Origin of the sequence: Neobacillus sp. YX16 (assembly GCF_030123505.1) — a bacterium.
In the GTDB taxonomy this organism is placed as follows: Bacteria; Bacillota; Bacilli; order Bacillales; family Cytobacillaceae; genus Neobacillus.
The window spans coordinates 2,116,690-2,135,826 of record NZ_CP126115.1; the positions used below are offsets into that span (position 1 = coordinate 2,116,690).

Here is a 19,137-nt window from a genome sequence, read left to right on the forward strand (position 1 = left end):
GAATATTGTATATTCCCGTTTTATTTAGTACACTGTATGATAGACAACATGAAGGAGGAAGTTTAATGGGTACAGGTTTATGGATTCTAGTTGTTGTACTAGCGTTAGTAGCTGGTGTAGCTCTAGGATTTTTCATTGCTCGTAAATACATGATGAGCTACTTAAAGAAAAATCCACCAATTAATGAACAAATGTTAAAAATGATGATGATGCAAATGGGTATGAAGCCTTCTCAAAAGAAGATCAACCAAATGATGTCTGCTATGAATAAACAGCAAGGCAAATAAATAATAGTAAAAAACCACTATTTTTTGAAAGTAATCAAAAGAAAGTGGTTTTTTTATTTGAAAATAGGAATTTTTCGAAAAATCTTATATTTTGGTTATCTATTGAAAAAAGGAATAATAAGGTTCATACTAGTTACGCTAAGAAGTACAACATAATGAAGGAGCCATACTACATGAAAAAAGTTTTATCACTTATTTTAATTCTACTTTTAGCTTTAACAGCGTGTGGAACGCAAGAAAAAGAGGAAACAGCTACTCCTGAAGAGACTAAAACAGAAGAAGGTACAAATGCTGCAAAAGAAAACACAAATACTAGAGAGCTAACAGCTGAGGATGAGAAATTCGCTGAATTAATCCTTGCTAAAGATTATGACACGGTAGTAAAAGAAACAGGTTCATTAAAGAGTGAATCACAGAAAGATTTCTACTACATTGCATCTGCTTTTATTAAAAACAATGAAATTCAAACAAAGACATATGACCCGAATGACCCCAATGCTATTGTAACAGATCATAAGGTTATCATAAATTATTTAAACAGAGTAAAGTTTGTACCAGATGACATTAAGGATCAAGTGAATGAATTAAAAACTACTACAGAAGAAAAAATGGCAGAGTTAGAAAAAGAAGCAGAATAATTTAGAATTAGCACTCATAAAAATGGGTGCTTTTTTCATGGAGAGAATGGGTGTCTAAATCTTTATTATTTTTATAATATTTGATAAAATAAATCTTCGGGTGAGGTGAATGATTTTTTAAAATAATAAAATGAAAAGTTGAATCATTTCGGGGGAAAAATTATGAAAGTATTTTTAGATTTAAGTTGGTTTTTTAAACAAGAGAAGAAAGCATACATATTTGGAACCGTTATCTTATTGTTTGTAGCACTGCTACAACTTGTGCCGCCAAAAGTAATTGGGATTATTGCCGACCATATTAATAACGGTACGATGACAAAAGGATTGCTCCTTGAATGGATGGCAGTATTAGTCGGGGCAGGGCTTGGTATGTATGTCTTGAGATATTTTTGGCGAATTATGATTTTTGGCTCTGCGGTTAAGCTTAGTAAACAGTTAAGAAACCGATTATATCAGCATTTTACGAATATGTCGCCATCGTTTTACCAGAAACGAAGGATTGGTGATTTAATGGCGCATGCGACAAATGACCTGCAAGCTATACAACAAACGGCTGGTTTAGGAGTACTGACATTAGTTGACTCTCTATCAACAGGTGGATTTGTTATTCTGGCTATGGCGTTTACGATTAGCTGGAAATTAACCTTGATATGTCTAATCCCAATGCCATTTATGGCTATTCTTACAAGTTGGTTCGGTACGATGCTGCATCGAACCTTCCACAAAGCACAAGAAGCGTTCTCTGATTTGAATGATAAAACACAGGAAAGTATTTCTGGGATTAAGGTTATTAAAACCTTTGGTCAGGAAAAGGAAGACATAGAAGATTTTAAAAAGCAATCTCAGGAAGTAGTAGAAAAGAACATCGTGGTTGCAAAAATAGACTCCTTATATGATCCAACGATTTCGATTATTGTAGGTATTTCCTTTTTCTTAGCCATCACCTTTGGTTCGAAATACGTTTTGGCTGGGGAGTTAACGATTGGTGAATTGATAGCCTTTACCACCTATTTAGGACTATTAATTTGGCCAATGTTGGCATTTGGCTGGCTGTTTAATATCGTTGAACGAGGTCGTGCTTCGTATGACCGAGTAGCCGCACTACTTTGTGAAGAATCTGATATAACAGACCGAAGTGATGCATTAGAGATAGTTCCAAGCGGTGATATCCATTTTAATATTGAGAAATTCACTTTCCCTGGTGAAAAAGAACCTATGTTAAGGAATATCAGCTTCACTCTTAATAGAGGAGAGACACTAGGGATTGTAGGAAAAACGGGTGCTGGTAAAACAACACTGTTAAAGCTTCTAATTCGTGAATTTGAAGACTATAAAGGGGGAATTACCTTCGGCGGTCATACACTTCAAGAATATAAGCTTGAAAAACTACGTGAAGTGATTGGCTATGTTCCACAAGATCATTTCTTGTTTTCGGCTAGTGTGGCTGAAAATATCGCTTTTACGAACCCTCATGCACCGAAAGAACATATCTTTAGTGCAGCAAAGCTTGCCAGTATTCATGATGATATTCTTCAATTTACGGAAGGCTATCAAACGGTTGTTGGTGAAAGGGGAGTCTCCTTATCAGGCGGTCAGAAACAGAGGATTAGTATTGCACGTGCGCTGTTGATGAATCCCGAAGTGTTATTGCTAGATGATTCCCTATCTGCTGTCGATGCAAAGACCGAGGAGGCGATTCTTTCGGCATTAAGAAAGAATCGAGAAGGGAAAACGACGATTATTACCTCTCACCGCTTAAGTGCTATCCAGCACGCAAACTTAATTCTTGTGCTTGATAATGGCGAGGTCATTGAAAGAGGGACACATGAAGAATTAATGGCAGCACATGGCTGGTATAAGGAAATGTATTTACGTCAGCAGCTAGAGGAGTTGGTTGAGCATGGAGGACATTAAAATGGAAGAAACAGCACAGCTGACTGAAAAAGAACAAAAAAGAGTTTTATATCGCCTGCTATCCTATACGAAACCACATAAAAAGGAATTAATCCTAGCATTCAGTCTTTTAGTGTTAACAACGCTGGGAGAGTTAGCCTCTCCGATTCTAGTAAAAATCTTTATTGATGATTACTTAACACCAGGAAATTTGGTTTTTCAGCCATTGGTTATCCTGGGGGCAAGCTATCTAGGAATTCAAATTGTAAAATCCTTATTGTTGTTTTTTCAATTAGTAAAATTTCAGGAGATTGCTCTAAAGATCATTCAACAGCTTCGAATTGATATTTTTACAAAGGTGCAGTCACTAGGTCTTAAGTATTTTGATCAAACTCCGGCTGGAAGTATTGTCTCAAGGGTGACAAACGATACCGAGGCCATTAAAGATATGTTTGTTACTGTCCTTTCGACTTTTATCCAGAGTGGATTTTTACTCACCGGAATTTTAATTACAATGTTTATCCTAGATGTAAAGCTGGCTCTATTCTGTCTAATTTTTATTCCATTAATACTTCTCGTCATGAGTTTATATCGGAAATTTAGTTCCCGTTTTTATTTGGAAATGCGTGAAAGACTCAGCCAATTAAATGCTAAATTAAGTGAATCCCTGCAGGGTATGAGTATTATTCAAGTATTTCGTCAGGAAAAAAGACTTCGCAAAGAGTTCGAAGACATTAATGAAAAGCACTATGATGCGGGAATGAAGAACATTAAGATAGATGGATTATTGTTGCGTCCTGCAGTTGATTTAATTTTTATTTTAGGATTAATCATTGTCTTAAATTATTTTGGTATTACTTCATTGGACAGTCCTGTAGAAATCGGTGTGTTATATGCTTTTGTTAATTATCTGGAGCGTTTCTTTGAACCAGTAAATAATATGATGATGAGATTATCGTTGTACCAACAGGTAATTGTGGCTGGAGCTCGTGTCTTTAGAATCTTGGATAAGCAGGAATTGGCACCTGGACAAAATGAAGATAGTAATCTATCGATTGAAAAAGGAAGAATTGAATTTAAGAATTTGACCTTTTCCTATGATGGAAAGCGGGATGTGTTGAAAAATATATCCTTTACAGCAAATCCTGGTGAAACTGTAGCACTTGTTGGTCATACAGGAAGTGGTAAAAGTTCGATCATCAATCTTTTAATGAGATTTTATGAATACGAGAAGGGCGATATTTTAATTGATGGTCAGTCTATCCGTCATTTTTCAAAGGATGAATTACGAGAAAAAATGGGGCTTGTTCTCCAAGATCCGTTTTTATTTTATGGAACGGTAAGAGATAATATTACGCTCCATAATCATCTTTTAACAGATGAACAAGTAGAGGAAGCTGCTCAATTTGTTCAAGCTCATACGTTTATTGATAAGCTGGAAGATTCCTATCATCATAAAGTAGTGGAAAGAGGGTCTACGTTTTCTAGTGGACAGCGTCAATTAATTGCGTTTGCAAGGACCATTGCCGCTAATCCAAAGATTCTCGTCCTCGATGAGGCAACTGCTAATATTGATACTGAAACGGAGGAAGCGATTCAAACGGCTCTTTCCAAAATGAGAAAAGGGCGCACGACGATTGCGATTGCCCACCGGTTATCTACGATACAAGATGCGAACTTAATACTCGTCTTACATCAAGGAGAAATTGTTGAAAGAGGCACACATCAAGAGCTATTGGCACTAGGCGGACTTTACCATAAAATGTTCCTCCTGCAAAATGGCGCTTTGGAACGGTTAGAGGATGTTATGCATTAATGAAAAAAGAAAAATCCTGGTTAATGACCAGGATTTTTACATTAGAGACTCGCCACTTGGCGAGTTTTTTTTATATATTTTCGATTATATTCATTTAAAAGATGGTCTAGTTCTTGGCTATAACGAATAGCAATGGAGGAAGTCAGGCCGTTTGTGACCGCGACTTGAATTAATTCAGCACGCTTTTTCTCAATCAATGCAATTAGATCTTGTTTGATCACTGCCGTGGTCCTTTCCGGAGAAACTCCAATAATAGAAAACATTGATAGGAAAGTCTCTACCAATGTTTTACTAGTATAACCTAAGATGGGAATAAATCCAAGATATTTGTAAGAAAATATCCATCTAATGCAGGGAAATGGTAGAAATATAGGAAGGTTTTTGAAGGAAATGATAATTGACCCTTAGAGACACAAAATATTCATGTTAACCATTATCATTTAGTGGAAAGGTTTGATAAAATGATAAGGTATCGACTATAGTGGGAGTGTTAATATGACGGATGTAAATATATTTTTAGCTTTAGGCGCCGGTTTCCTAAGTTTTATCTCACCATGCTGTTTACCGCTATACCCTGCATTTCTATCCTATATCACAGGGATGTCTGTAGGGGAGTTAAAAACTGAAAATGCCATGCTTCAAAAACGAAGTCTTCTACATACAATCTTTTTCCTTTTAGGATTTTCGGCAATTTTTATCGCAATCGGTTTTGGTACTTCTTTTGTTGGAAGCTTTTTCCTCGAGTACAAAGATCTCATTCGTCAGTTAGGCGGAATATTTATCGTTCTTTTTGGACTAATAATTGTCGGTGTATTTAAACCTGAGTTTTTGATGAAGGATCGGAAACTAGAATTTAAAAATCGACCTTCTGGCTTTTTTGGTTCAGCACTCATCGGGATGGCCTTTGCGGCAGGCTGGACACCATGTACAGGTCCGATTCTTTCGGCGGTAATCGCCCTTGCAGCGACAAATCCAGGTTCAGGTGTACTATACATGGTTGCGTATTCACTTGGATTTGCGATACCGTTCCTAATCCTATCGTTCTTTGTTGGCCGTATGAAATGGATTCGCAAAAACAGTGGAAAGATTGTTAAAATTGGCGGTTATTTAATGATTGTCATGGGGATTGTGCTTTTCTTTGACTGGATGACAAAAATTATTACGATTTTCTCAGGAATGTTTGGCGGTTTTACAGGCTTCTAAATATTTCATGTTTATAGTAAAATATAAATTCCGAGCTTTATTTTAAGGAATTAGGGGTTGAAGCCTATGAACTTTGTTGTTGTTTCTTCAATTGGTGCAGTTTTTATGGGGATATTTGCTTTAATCGTCCGCATGAAGGCTGCTAAGAAACCTACAAATGTAAAGAAAATTATCCTGCCTCCGGTCTTTATGTCGAGCGGGGCATTCATGTATGTGGTACCACAATTTCGGTTGACTGGTATGGAAATAATAGAGGTCGTGATTTTGGGAATGCTTTTTTCGATACTCTTAATCAAAACATCTAAATTTGAAATTAGAGAAAACGAAATTTACTTAAAAAGATCGAAGGCGTTTATTTACATTTTAGTTGGATTGCTAATAGTGAGAATAGCTTTAAAATCAATCTTAAGCACGACTATTGACTTTGGAGAACTAAGCGGTATGTTCTTCCTGCTGGCATTTAGTATGATTGTTCCATGGCGGGTCGCGATGTATCTCGATTACAAAAATCTTTATAGACAGCTGCATGGTCAACGCTGACATTTCATAAAAATCGCTCAGGGCATAAAAAGCTCTGAGCGTTTCTTTAATATCGATATCTCCTGATTTTATCAAACAAATACTGTACACCATATAATAGATAAGCTTTATAGTTTAAGTAAAAGAAAAACTGAATATGACTTAATCGACCTAGACTGATGATCTTAAGCTTTTTAAGAACATCTATGATAAAGAAAGCAAAAGCGCCATCAGCAATCACGTTCAATAACACAAACTTTTTAAAGTTTCCATACGAAATTTTAAGCAGCCACATCGAAAGAGGCGCATAAGGACCGACACTAAAGGGTAGTTCATCCCGGATAAATGATTTTCCTTTATCGTAAAACTTCCACCAATTCCGCTTGTGACCGTACAAATGATTAAAAATCTCAAAAATAATAATAAAAACACCCGAAAAAGAATAACGCTTAAGATCACGCTTGCCTAAAAAAAGTAAAGATAGCCATGGAATCAATATGATTAATAGGTTAAATATTTTGTGCCTCCTAGTTGCCATTCGTTTTGCCATCGTCTTTCACCCCAGCCTACTATTTGACTCTGTTTTAAAATATCCAAACTCATAAAAAAAAACCGCCAAAAATTGGTCGGTTTAGAATAAATGCTCATAAGGAGCTACATCAATTCTATTTTCAAATAGCTTTTTACGTAAAAATTTATGATCCCTTTTTGGTGTTGCTTGAATGTAACCCCGGATGACGAGTTCTTCCGTTATCTTTGATACCTTCTCATTAAGCGCAAGTTCGCCAATCCTTCCTGCTATTTTATGTCTAGCGACATCTCGGAAAAGCTCGGGAACAGGACTAACCAAATCTTCTAGAAGATGTTTTTCTTCCTCGCCCCATAAATGACGAGTCTGATTAACGTAGTACTCTTCCCAGTCCATCACGGATTTGCCATCTTCCTTTGGCATTTTTTTGAGGAACTTCCGAAACATAAAAAATCCGCCAATCGCCATTAAACCCGCAAATGCAAAAATCCATATTAATATAAACCATAAGAACCAACCTGTGAGCTGCATTGATTTCACCTACACGATACTATTTTCATTTATCTATTATAGTCTGAAATAAGGTGAAAAGACAAGTTATCGCCTTTATTATCAAGGAAGAAACCATTCTTAAAGCAGGTGCAAAAGTTGTCGAAAAAATGACAAAATCCCCAACTCTATTGATTATTACTATATTCCATTGTATTATGATTACAAATAAGAATTACCTTTTTACTATAATAATGATGGGGCTGAATGGGGTACTGGTGTCCTCCACAGTCTTCAAAACTGCTTGAGCGGTGCGTGCCATCGCTGGTGGGTTCGATTCCCACACAGTCCCGCCAACTCAATAATACCAAGGGTTCTGACGAATTCTTTTAGTACATAGACCAGAGGGCACTCGGTCTTTTTTTGTATCAGTGCCCTAAAAGTGCCATTTCAGTTTTTTCTTTGAAGCTTAGTCATGCATATCATCTTTTGCTGAAAGTACATGGTAGCATGAGAATGACGAAGATCGTGAAATCTGTCTGGAAGACCCGCTGCCCTTAGGAGAGGTAAGTGTTCAGTTTGTCGATAAATAATCATCTTCATAAATTCGATATAAATCAACGTTTCTTAAAACACATTTTTAATAACGGGAGCAAACCAAGGTGGATAAATGATATTGACACATCTAAAATCAGCATGTACTATTTACTTATCATTTGTTTGAAAATTATGTATATTAAAAAAGTGCGCATGATTTTTTTTATTTATTCATGAAACCGGTTTCATGAAATGGGTTTCATGAATAAAAGAACTCTAACTTGAAAGGGGTGGTTATTCTATAAGGTTAGTCCTAGGGAATTGAAAACTGGAAATGGAAAAAACATTTACACTGTTCTGGGCCTCTTAGAATAAACATCTATGAAACAATCGGTCTATCGAGATTTATAGAGATTTGTAAGGAGGGGTACTGTTGGTAAAGATAAACAAAAGAATTTCAACTTTTTTGGCTTTGATCCTCATTGTTTTACCCGCGTTGTCAACTAGTAAACCTGTTTCTGCGGAGACAGTAAATATGGAATCAGACATTCTGTATTTTGTAAATGCAGGTGATGGTACACCTAACACCGTTGAAGGAACGGACAAAATGGGACTTTATTCTAGTAAAACGGAGCAGATGTATGGTAAAGATGAAGTTACAGGGAAAAAGTGGGGTTTGGTAACTACTACTAGTGGTACTAGTGGTTCTAGTAGCAGTGATAAATTAGGATCTCTTCGATATTATAATGGTCCGCAAGTCCGTGATAAGGCATTAGTATATCAATTTGAATTACCAAATGGTGACTATGACCTCACTCTAGGATTCAAAAATCCATGGAGTGGCCGAAGTGTCAATATTATCAGTGAGGGCCAAAATCTATCAAATGGCGATTATGATATTGGAAGCTATTCCACGGTCAAAGAGGTAGAATATCAGCAAATAACTGTTAACGACGGAGAATTAGAAGTTAAGATCCAGGGACCTTCAACAGGAAGCTTATCAAATTATAATGATCCACTCGTTAATTACATTATTGTAAAGAAGTACCAAGCGATTCCTCTTTTTGATTTGGAAACAAAATTAGCTTCTGCAAAAGAAGAAGCGCAAAAAACAGAAACTTACACTAAATACAGTTTAGTGGAACTTAATAAAGCTATTGAGCAGGCAGATAATTTGGTTGAAAATATCAATGAAAATGGGTTAGATATTAACACGAAAACAGTTCAGGTACAACTACGGACTAGTTTGAAGAACTTAGATAAGGCACTAGCAGGACTTATCGTATTTGCTCCAAACGATTCATTTAAACCTGGACAGGTTTGGACAGATACATATGGTGCTCCAATCCAAGCACATGGCGGCGGTATCATGTATGACGAGGAAACGAAGAAATATTATTGGTACGGTGAAGATAAAACCAACGGATACCTTCCAGCTAGAGGTGTTAGGGTTTATTCATCAACAGATCTTTATAACTGGCAAGATGAAGGTCTCGCTCTTACAGCCATTGAATCGATGGACCAATTTGAAACAGATCCACTTATCTCCAAACTTTATGAAGGCAGAGAAGATAAAGCTGATATAAAAAATGATATTGGTACAGACAGGATTATTGAAAGACCAAAAGTAATCTACAATGATAAAACAAAGAAATATGTGATGTGGATGCATACCGATGGTCCTTCTGCCACGTCAAATGCAAACTATGCAAAGGCGGAAGCAGGCTATGCATTAAGTGATTCTCCGACCGGACCTTTTGTCTATCAAGAAAGTAACCGTATGGACCGAGTTCCTGAAGGTGCGGAATATAATGGACAGCCAAACCAGCCTGGTATGGCTCGTGATATGAACTTATTCAAGGATGACGATGGTACAGCCTACCTAATTTATTCCAGTGAAGAAAACATGACGATTTATATTTCGAAATTGAATGACTCATACACGGATATTGTAGGCTGGCATAAGGACGGCAAGGTAGAACGCGATACTACATACAAATCTGTCTATGGTGAGGATTATGTAAGAGTATTTCCAGGTGCACAGCGAGAGGCACCCGCGATGTTCAAATATAATGGAAAGTACTATTTAATAACATCTGGTGCGACAGGATGGGCACCGAATTCAGCAAGATATACGGTTGCTGATGAAATTTTCGGAGAATGGAAACCTATGCGCGATCCTTCAATCGGTGAGAAAGCTTCCACAACATTTGATTCACAAAGCACCAATGTCATTACAATTGATGCTAAAAAGGGAAAATTTATATTTATGGGTGACAGATGGAAGGAAAGCGATTTAAAGGATTCTCGATATATTTGGCTTCCAATCGAATTTGGCCAAGGTGATGAAATTAGTATGCAATGGTATGACGATTGGAAACTGGATACTTTAGACAGAATGGGGAAAGTCACAGTTAATACGGAGCTGCCAGCCAAGGTATCTGTTGATCAAGTACCTAATTTACCAAATATGATTAATGTGACCAATTCAGAAGGGATCCAAATGGACACGTCAGTAACATGGGACGTTAATGTTGAGGCATTCTCGAAGCCTGGAACAGTAGTGGTTGAAGGGACACTTTCTGAATTAGCTAATAAAGTAATCAGAACAAAGATATTAGTTTTGCCAGAACATGTAAGATATTTTGTTCATGGTGGCGGGGCGAAAACAAATGATTACGAAACATGGTCGTCTTATATGCAAGGTACACTTCTTAATAAAGATATCATTGATCAAAAGTATGACCCAGCAACTGGACAAACATGGGGGTATATCGGGGATCATACAAAACCTTCAGGCAGTAACAGTGGAGATTTATTTTCTTCGTTACGTTACCTTTTAAGTAATTCCGGTGATGATCTCTCATATAAGTTTGACTTGAAAAATGGTAAATACACTGTATATACCGGACTCTATGATCCTTGGTACAGTTCTACAAAGGGTAGCAGAAAAGCTGATATATTGATTAACGGTGAAACCAAAACGAAGGGCTATGTATTTACGAGTTCTTATGATGTCAAAGGCTATAAAAATGTGAACATAACGGATGGGAAACTTGACCTTACTGTTCGCAGGGTAGCTGGTTCACCTGATCCTCAAATCAGCTGGATTATGATTGTGGAAGAAGATACAACATCTCCTGTAATCACAGTAACTGGTAATAAGGAAAGTTATTCTGTTGATTCAAACATATCTATCACTTGCAGTGCAACGGATGATTTGTCTGGAATTGCTTCTGTCGATTGCCCGTCCATAGAAGGGCCGGCATATGATTATAGTGTAGGAGTAAATAAATTCACAGCCAAAGCTATTGATCGTGCAGGTAATGCAGCAGAAGTAGAATACCAATTTACGGTAACTGTGGACTTTGATAGTTTAAGCCGATTAACCGAATCTTTTGTTACGAATACGGGGATTGCTCATTCACTGACTACCAAACTTAATGGAGCAAAAGAAGCAGCAGCGAAAGGTAATCAGAATGCCGCAGAAGGTCAACTTAAGGCGTATGTAAATGAGTTATCTGCTCAAAGTAATAAGTCACTTACGAAAGAAAAGGCAAATCTATTAATTTCTTTGTCTGGAAATCTGTGAATAAAAAAGGTGATTTCATCATATTTATCATCAATGAGTGGTTAAAGAGGTGAGAACATGTTAGGCAATGTTGGCAGAAGATTCATCTGGTTCGTGTTCGGAAGTACGGTTTTTGCTACTTTTATCGGATATGTCCTGTTTAAGGCTGACCTCATTTCATTTCCAGGTATTCCTAAATACCAAAGAGCACTAAATATTAAAGATCGTGATCGAAGTAAAAGAGTCGGTAGAATTCGAGTTACTTAGAGATTTCTAGATCATCACTGTAAACTTTTAGTTGCTCAAATCTTTAAAATAGGAATAAATAAACAATTAATATGAAGTCACTAATAACCAACTTGGTATGCCTATTGGCTGCCAAGTTTTTTGTCATTTTATGCCCACAGAAACTTACTATGTAAGGAAATGAGTAAGTTACACTTTATGGCTGTCACCAAAACTCCACCCAAGTCGAATGTAAATCTAGGTTAATTATTTCCGATGGATTAAAAACGTTGGTTATTATAGGAAGAAATAATATGGACCTGGCAAGTTAGAAGTAATCTGTTAACATGAATGGTCTGGTGGGTTCGATTCCCACCTAGTCCCGCCCACTTAATCATATCAAGGGTTCTTAAGAATTCTTTTCGTACATAGACCGAGGGGACTCGGTCTCTTTTTAATGGTTTGTGCCCAATTAATTTCCACAAGGAGCTTTGGATATTAGTAAAGGGTAGGAATAGGATTACATGCAACAGCATCAATAAATCTTGGATCAATTCCATAAAACACCCAGAAGGCACCGTTCCATCTATAACCAGAAACTTCACCATACTCGACGCGAGTTGGGTAAAACCAGAAGCCTTCCCCATTTATTAGCCAAACATAAGTGTTTTGGTATAAACAGTCGATTATATAGGATACAGAAGGTTTTTGTGGAATATATGTTGGGGGAGGCGATTGTGGTTGTTGTCTCATTTGACCCTGAGGTGGCAAAAATGCCATATGTTCTCACTCCTTTCCAGATAGATCTTCAACATTATATGAATAAACAACCAGAAGGTTAAATAAAGGACGAAAATAACATACCTAATGAATCCGAATTCGATGAATCAATAACATACTGTAACGCTTGCAAACTAAGTAAAAAACAAGAATATATATGAAATTCGAATTCATCTATCATGAAAATGCCACGATCCATTCTTCACTTCTACTAAATAAAAAATAGTAGTACTAACCAATGCCTTGGTCAGCGCTACTAAAGGAATCTAAACCTTTCCTCGATGGATGGTTATTTCTATGTTTGTTAATCAACAGTTCCTGTTTGTAGGATTTCTACATCTGCATTTACAGTGACTTTTACGTTTGGATAATACATTTTCCATTGTTTCTCATTAAATCGGCGATAATGTTCTTTATATTTTGCTCCTAACCCTAAAGGATCAGCTTGATGCTTCTTAAATTGGTTGATGATATTTATGGCGTTTATTTCTAATTCTTGTTCAACCTGTTTTTGATACTTTTTTTTATCAAAAGACTGCCTTTGTTTCTCTGACGGAGCGAACTCATGAAGTCTTGTTTTCATTTTTAGATTAATCGTAAATTCTGGTTTACCCTGTAAAATTTTTACTTTATACTTTGCATTTGAATAGAGATTTTCAAGAACTATCTTATCACGACTTTCTAATACAAATTGTCGTAAACCAGGCCTTTTATTATCAACCAACCCTTTAAAAATAAAGAGATCATTCAGTGAAATAGATGTAACATATTGATCATCCTTAAAAATTGCCATGCCAGTAATCCTGATGTTACCATCTAGCTTTTTAATTAATGGCAAATAAGGATCCTGTCCTATTTGAAAAAATTGATATAAAAAGGTTTGTAAATCAGTTCGAGGAAGCAGGCCGAATTCCATATTTTGGTCTAGCATTTCTTGTAAATAAATCGAAATATTTTCCTTTTGATATTTCTTAATCTTTAGCATTTCATTAGAATCACCATCAACTATTGCCATTTGAACCAGGCTTCCGATAGCCGGATCTCGGTTTAAAGTGTCTACATAATCATTAATTCCTTTTTTCGCTAGTTCTTTACCGTAAAGAGCTAATCGGAGCTGTCCGCTTACCAATGGATATCGTGTTTCGTTATTTAAGAGGGAACGAATATCCTTACTAGATTTCCCATGGGCTGTTTTAACTTCAGTAATAGAGGATTTGTCTTTATTGAAAATGGGATATACAATCGTTCCCTTTACGCCCTTTTTTTCGGCCAGATCAAACCCTATCCCTTGTGCCATATTAATTTCATTAACGATATTGGTAGGGAGAAAGGTGCACCCTGATAATAATACAATAAGAACCAACCATAACGCTGACCGATTAACCATTTTTATTACCCCTTTTTAATAAAGTTAAAAGAAGTAAGAGAATTGGGATATAGCCGTAAAATATCCATAAATTCGTTTGAGTGATAAATTTATTAAGAATTTCTTTGAAGGATTCATTATTCAACTGGCAAAGTACTACACTTAAAAGGCTAAGAATGAGTAATGTATACTTTTGCTTTCTGTTAAATATCTTCTTTAAACCTCTGCTAGCGCACCATAATAAAACTGTGATTGTTCCAGTAACGATAATCAAATACATAGAGATATATAAGTATTCAAATCGCTCTAAAAAAGATAGCTGAATTACTTTTGTTAAAGACAGTTCCGGCCAAATAGTAGTTTTTAACTGTTCCTCACTATAAAAGGTAAAGGCAACAATAGAGGAAACCGTATATAGTAAAGTAGTAAATAGTACACCTAAATGAGCGAATTTTTTCGAGGCTTTAGGATCTCTTATAAATGGATAGTACATCAACAAGGTCTCAGTTCCCGCGATTGTATACATTGAGCTTTTGGTGGAATCCACCAAGTCCATTAAGGAATGGTTCATGATCGGCAACAAATTTGAAAAATGAGCCATTTTTAATGGGAAAAAATAAAGGAAGATTAACAATAGTTGAGGAAAAATAAACGATATAAAAGATAATCCGACAACAACCCGAAATCCTCCAGAAATACAATAATACACTGTTATTAATATTAGAATAGAAACAATCAATGAAGGTATGGTAGGAAACATCCAAACTTGAATAATCTCAATAAACCCAAGTAAAACAGATGTACTTGCTAACCAATAATAGATTATGATAAAAAAACTAAAAAATTTTCCAAGGACATTTCCAAAAATATTTGTATGAACATCGATAATATCTCCATCGGCTTTTTCCAACAGATTGTACATCACCCAAATAAACAATTGAACCAAGCACCCTGCTACTAATACACCAATCCACGCATCATATCCTGCTTTCGCGGCAATTGTTCTTTGGAATCCTAAAATGCCAACACCCACCTGCGAATCGTAAATAATAAAGAAGACTAAATAAGGAGAAACCTGATGCCTAATATTCGCTTGCAAATTGAAATTCCCCTTTACGATTTATTCATGAAAATCGTTTACTGGCTCTGGATTTTTTCCGGTACCAGTTGATTTTCTCTTCTTTTGTGGTCTCAAGGTTGTTGGGTTTTCTTTTTGCATGGAAAAAGGGAGTCTTACCCATAAATCTTGAAAGGAAGTTGTCCTAAGTGGATATTGGCTTAAATAGGGACGCCCGAGTGATGTTAACCGCAGTAAATGCAAAAGCGTAAATTGGAAGCATAAAAATACCCCTAACAAACCTAACCATTGGGCAAGAAAAATGACTGGAAACTTAATAAATCGAATCGTATTACTAAATTTATATACAGGTGAGGTGTAGGAGGCTAAAGATCCGAGCCCTACTAAAATTAGCAATACATTGCTAGTTAATCCAGCTTCCACAACAGCTTGCCCGATTACAATACCCCCTACAACACCGAGGGATTGTCCGATTTTAAGTGGCAATCGGATTCCAGCCTCTTTTACCATTTCAATCATTAACTCTAAAAAAAGAGCCTCTAAGAATGGAGGAAAAGGAACTGCTGCCCTTGAGCCAACGAGCGTCTCTAGTAAACGCGCTGGGATCAATTCATAATGATAAGTTAAGATTGCTACATACATAGGACTGATCAAAGTCGAGATAAACATAGCAGCAAATCGCAATAACCGAAAGAAATTTGAAATGATCCAGGAATAACTATAATCCTCCATTGCAATAAAGGATTCCATGAAGGTAACGGGAAGTATGACAAGATTCGGTGAACCATCTGCTGCAATGATTATTTTTCCTTCTGTTAGTCCAGCAGCAACTCGGTCAGCCCTTTCCGTTGATATCGATTGTGGAAACAATGAATTAGAATTGTCTTCAATCATCGACGCGATATAAGAACTGTCCTGAATATGATCATATTGAATATCTTTTATTCTTTGGATGACCGTGTTTACATTTTCAGGATCAGCAATTCCATCCATGTAAAGTACAGCTACTCTTGTTTTGGATAGCTCTCCAACCTTCATTTCTTTAACGAGCAGTTCTGGAACAGGCAATCTTTTTCGAACTAGATTGATATTAGTATCTAATTCTTCAATAAACCCAACCTGCGGTCCTAGTGCCGAGGATTCTATAGTTGCCATTCCGACATCTCGAAATTTACTGTTCGCAATATTGATTAATAAACATTCTTCATCATATTGATGCTTTTGAATAGCTAAGGACCCATTCAAAATGTTTTGGATGATTTCATCTTCATCCCTTGTGAAAATAATCTCTTGAACAGGGATTTTACTTTTTAATTCTTCTAGTGAAAGATGTTCCTGTAAATAGGGCAGAACATCTTTATGTAAAATGTCTGATGAAATGAGGGTACGATAATATGAAATCCAAAAAGGCTCCTCGTCCCTTAAGGAAGTATGCTCGTGAACGAAATCATTCGATTTGGATAATCGTTCAAGCCAATTTGGATCGGTTTTTTTATTGGAACCTTCGCCTTTGTCTTTATCGCCATTTTTTAAGTTCATCTATATCCCTCTAGTATGTTTTTTCTAATTATGTGTAAAATGGGGGATTTTATTCTTTCTTCATTATTTTGGTAAACAACAATAGAAAAAATGCCCTATTCCAATGTTGAATAGGGCATCAAGTAATATCTATATAAATTTCAGATTAACACGTTTAAATTAATAATTGAGTCGCATTAAGAAAACTCCCTTCATTTTTGGAAGAGAGTTTTCTTAAACATTAAACATTAAGATGAATATGTATGCATTCGGGAATGGAAATAAAATGTTCTAAAAACCTCATTAATGAACATAAAAAGGTTGATTCAGAAGGATGCCAGCATTGCAACACTTTTCATTTTACCAAGTGTAGTTAGATTTAATCAGTTCGTTTATCTTGCCGATTGTTGTTCCGGTGGCTTCAATTATCATGATTTTGCAACTTTTTATTGAAATTTGTTAGAACTGTTTGGTGGTTCTCAAAATTGTAGAGGAGGATATTAGTGAATAGACGCTAAGAGATAGTGACGAAACCTCCCTCATTAATTTATGTGATGAGATTTTGGGTTTAATAAGGTTCTAGGCAGCCACAAGTTTGATTTCTTAAGAGGAGACAAAGGAAAAAGTGGAAAAAGAAAATCAAAATAGAGTTTAAAAAGCTAACAAATCCGTTAGCTTTTTATTTTTGTTGTGCGCCCGGCATGGGTGCAGTCTCTAGGGTGAAAGTCCCGAACCATGAAGGCAGTAGTAATGGTTAGCCTAACGCAAGGGTGTCCGCGGTGACGCGGAATCTGAAGGAAGCGAGCGGCAAACCTCCGGTCTGAGGAACACGAACTTCATATAAGGCTAGGTATCATTGGATGAGTTTGCAACACAAAACAAAGTCCTTACTGCCGAAGGTGGTACAGAGTAAATGAAGCAGATAGATGGAGGGAAAGACTGTACTCTTACCCGGGGAGATCTGATTGATAAGCCAAGTACACTTGGTAAACTATCTAGCAATGGATAGCTGAACAATCAGAAGTCAGCAGAAGTCATAGTACCATTCTTACTCGAGAAAGAATGGGAAGGACTGAACTATTAAGAAAGAATGAAGTCTGCACATTCGGTGATTGCATTGAACACAGACAATCCGAAAGGACCTACCTAAAGGAGGAAGCGGTGAATCCGTTGGGGACTCTAGGAGGGTGGAGCAAAAGTCGGCATAAACAGAACCTTCATTCACGTAGAAAGGATAACATCATGTTAATGGAACTAATTCTATCACGGGAAAATCTCTTAACTGCCCTAAAAAGGGTAGAGCAGAACAAAGGAAGTCACGGCATAGATGGAATGTCCGTAAAATTCCTACGACGACATCTCTATGAAAACTGGGATTCCCTTCGGGAAACTTTGAGAACAGGTAACTATCAACCTTCTCCTGTTCGCCGTGTCGGAATCCCGAAACCAGGCGGAGGGATAAGGCTTTTAGGCATACCGACTGTGACAGACCGTTTCATCCAACAGGCAATCGCCCAAGTATTAACCTCAATCTTTGATCCAACATTTTCTGAAAACAGCTATGGTTTCCGACCTAACAGGAGCGCCCATAATGCGGTAAGAAAGGCAAAGGGTTATATCAAAGAAGGTTACCGCTGGGTAATTGATATGGACTTAGAGAAATTCTTTGATAAGGTTAATCATGACATACTGATGGGAATACTCGCTAAGAGAATTGAAGACCGCATTCTTCTCAAACTAATCAGGAAATACCTTCAATCAGGTGTAATGCTTAATGGGGTCGTACAATCAACGGAGGAAGGTACTCCGCAAGGGGGACCTCTCAGTCCACTACTTTCAAACATAATTCTTGATAAATTAGATAAAGAATTGGAAGCCAGAGGGCATAAGTTTGTCCGTTATGCGGATGACTGCAACATTTATGTTAAGTCATTAAAAGCAGGGGAACGTGTGATGGAATCCATTACGACGATTATTGAGCAGAAACTAAAATTGAAGGTAAACAGGGATAAGTCGGCAATCGACCGTCCGTGGAAACGGAAATTTCTTGGTTTCAGTTTCACATTTAATAAAGAACCGAAGGTGCGAATAGCGAAACAAAGCATTAAACGCTTTAAGACGAAGATTCGAGAAATTACCTCTCGGTCAAAACCTATCCCACTTGAGGTAAGAATTGAAATGTTAAACCGCTATCTTACAGGATGGTGCGGGTACTTCGCTTTAGCGGACACTCCAAGCAAATTCAAAGAATTTGATGAATGGATAAGAAGAAGGCTAAGAATGTGCGAATGGAAACAGTGGAAGAAATCTAAAACTAGAGTTAGAAAACTGATTGGTTTAGGCGTCCCTGGTTACAAGGCGCACGAATGGGGCAACTCCAGAAAGAAATACTGGAGAATCGCCTGTAGCCCAATATTACACAAAACCCTCGATAACTCATATTGGAGTCAACGAGGGTTGAAAAGTCTATATAACCGTTATGAAACTTTACGTCAATCTTAATAGAACCGCCGTATACCGAACGGTACGTACGGTGGTGTGAGAGGTCGGGGGTTAGTCACCCCCTCCTACTCGATTTTTTAATAATCACTTTTCCACTTAATCTTTATTTAATCTTTATCTCATCTTTATTTCATTAGGCTATACTTCTTTCCGAACAGAATTATTAATCAATTTTTTAAATACTCA

16 protein-coding genes and 1 tRNA gene are annotated in these 19,137 nt (G+C 36.8%); 10 read left to right on the forward strand and 7 right to left on the reverse strand.

Features of this window, described 5'->3' with window-relative positions:
• Positions 1-65: 65 nt before the first annotated feature.
• The 4 genes from QNH48_RS10345 to QNH48_RS10360 all read left to right on the forward strand — a co-directional run bounded on the left by QNH48_RS10345 (position 66) and on the right by QNH48_RS10360 (position 4,634).
• Positions 66-287: a YneF family protein gene (locus tag QNH48_RS10345; RefSeq protein WP_095251700.1), complete on the forward strand. Its 222-nt coding sequence runs from the start codon at positions 66-68 to the stop codon at positions 285-287.
• 173 nt (positions 288-460) lie between these two features.
• A complete protein-coding gene (locus QNH48_RS10350; RefSeq protein ID WP_283954808.1) occupies positions 461-925 on the forward strand; it encodes a hypothetical protein in 465 nt (154 codons plus the stop codon).
• Positions 926-1,087: 162 nt separating this feature from the next.
• The gene (locus tag QNH48_RS10355; protein WP_283954809.1) at positions 1,088-2,839 is read left to right on the forward strand and encodes an ABC transporter ATP-binding protein; all 1,752 of its coding nucleotides are present in this window, start codon (positions 1,088-1,090) and stop codon (positions 2,837-2,839) included.
• Positions 2,826-4,634 carry an ABC transporter ATP-binding protein gene (locus tag QNH48_RS10360; protein ID WP_481858464.1) on the forward strand — a complete coding sequence of 603 codons (1,809 nt, stop codon included), beginning with the start codon at positions 2,826-2,828 and terminating at the stop codon, positions 4,632-4,634. The genes QNH48_RS10355 and QNH48_RS10360 overlap by 14 nt, the downstream gene beginning before the upstream one ends.
• A gap of 41 nt (positions 4,635-4,675) precedes the next feature.
• Here the strand turns inward: QNH48_RS10360 and QNH48_RS10365 are convergent, their stop codons facing one another.
• The gene (locus QNH48_RS10365) at positions 4,676-4,855 is read right to left on the reverse strand and encodes an aspartyl-phosphate phosphatase Spo0E family protein (protein WP_095251698.1); all 180 of its coding nucleotides are present in this window, start codon (positions 4,853-4,855) and stop codon (positions 4,676-4,678) included.
• A 274-nt stretch (positions 4,856-5,129) separates the two neighbouring features.
• Between QNH48_RS10365 and QNH48_RS10370 the strand changes: the two genes are divergently transcribed.
• Positions 5,130-5,837, forward strand: coding sequence for a cytochrome c biogenesis CcdA family protein (locus QNH48_RS10370; protein ID WP_095251695.1), 708 nt, complete (start codon positions 5,130-5,132; stop codon positions 5,835-5,837).
• A 66-nt stretch (positions 5,838-5,903) separates the two neighbouring features.
• The gene (locus tag QNH48_RS10375; protein WP_283954810.1) at positions 5,904-6,377 is read left to right on the forward strand and encodes a CcdC family protein; all 474 of its coding nucleotides are present in this window, start codon (positions 5,904-5,906) and stop codon (positions 6,375-6,377) included.
• A gap of 46 nt (positions 6,378-6,423) precedes the next feature.
• Here QNH48_RS10375 and QNH48_RS10380 read toward each other — a convergent pair whose 3' ends face one another.
• Positions 6,424-6,894: a hypothetical protein gene (locus QNH48_RS10380; RefSeq protein WP_283955739.1), complete on the reverse strand. Its 471-nt coding sequence runs from the start codon at positions 6,892-6,894 to the stop codon at positions 6,424-6,426.
• Between the two features lie 93 nt (positions 6,895-6,987).
• Positions 6,988-7,416 (reverse strand): DUF2621 domain-containing protein, encoded by a 429-nt coding sequence (locus QNH48_RS10385; RefSeq protein ID WP_283954811.1) that lies wholly within the window; start codon positions 7,414-7,416, stop codon positions 6,988-6,990.
• 217 nt (positions 7,417-7,633) lie between these two features.
• Here QNH48_RS10385 and QNH48_RS10390 point away from each other — a divergent pair.
• The 3 genes from QNH48_RS10390 to QNH48_RS10400 all read left to right on the forward strand — a co-directional run bounded on the left by QNH48_RS10390 (position 7,634) and on the right by QNH48_RS10400 (position 11,749).
• Positions 7,634-7,730: transfer RNA gene (locus QNH48_RS10390), tRNA-Sec, on the forward strand.
• Positions 7,731-8,344: 614 nt separating this feature from the next.
• Positions 8,345-11,503, forward strand: a complete 3,159-nt coding sequence (locus QNH48_RS10395) for a family 43 glycosylhydrolase (RefSeq protein ID WP_283954812.1) — start codon at positions 8,345-8,347, stop codon at positions 11,501-11,503.
• A 57-nt stretch (positions 11,504-11,560) separates the two neighbouring features.
• Positions 11,561-11,749 carry a hypothetical protein gene (locus QNH48_RS10400; protein ID WP_283954813.1) on the forward strand — a complete coding sequence of 63 codons (189 nt, stop codon included), beginning with the start codon at positions 11,561-11,563 and terminating at the stop codon, positions 11,747-11,749.
• Between the two features lie 456 nt (positions 11,750-12,205).
• Here QNH48_RS10400 and QNH48_RS10405 read toward each other — a convergent pair whose 3' ends face one another.
• The 4 genes from QNH48_RS10405 to QNH48_RS10420 form a co-directional block, all read right to left on the reverse strand.
• Positions 12,206-12,487, reverse strand: coding sequence for a transporter (locus QNH48_RS10405; RefSeq protein WP_283954814.1), 282 nt, complete (start codon positions 12,485-12,487; stop codon positions 12,206-12,208).
• A 304-nt stretch (positions 12,488-12,791) separates the two neighbouring features.
• Positions 12,792-13,874, reverse strand: coding sequence for a Ger(x)C family spore germination protein (locus QNH48_RS10410; protein ID WP_283954815.1), 1,083 nt, complete (start codon positions 13,872-13,874; stop codon positions 12,792-12,794).
• Positions 13,867-14,952 (reverse strand): GerAB/ArcD/ProY family transporter, encoded by a 1,086-nt coding sequence (locus tag QNH48_RS10415; protein ID WP_283954816.1) that lies wholly within the window; start codon positions 14,950-14,952, stop codon positions 13,867-13,869. Before QNH48_RS10415 ends, QNH48_RS10410 begins: the two co-directional genes overlap by 8 nt.
• 21 nt (positions 14,953-14,973) lie before the next feature.
• Positions 14,974-16,470: a spore germination protein gene (locus QNH48_RS10420; RefSeq protein WP_283954817.1), complete on the reverse strand. Its 1,497-nt coding sequence runs from the start codon at positions 16,468-16,470 to the stop codon at positions 14,974-14,976.
• A gap of 1,221 nt (positions 16,471-17,691) precedes the next feature.
• Between QNH48_RS10420 and ltrA the strand changes: the two genes are divergently transcribed.
• Complete coding sequence (gene ltrA / locus QNH48_RS10425) at positions 17,692-18,951, forward strand: group II intron reverse transcriptase/maturase (protein WP_283955694.1); 1,260 nt, start codon at positions 17,692-17,694, stop codon at positions 18,949-18,951.
• Positions 18,952-19,137: the final 186 nt, after the last annotated feature.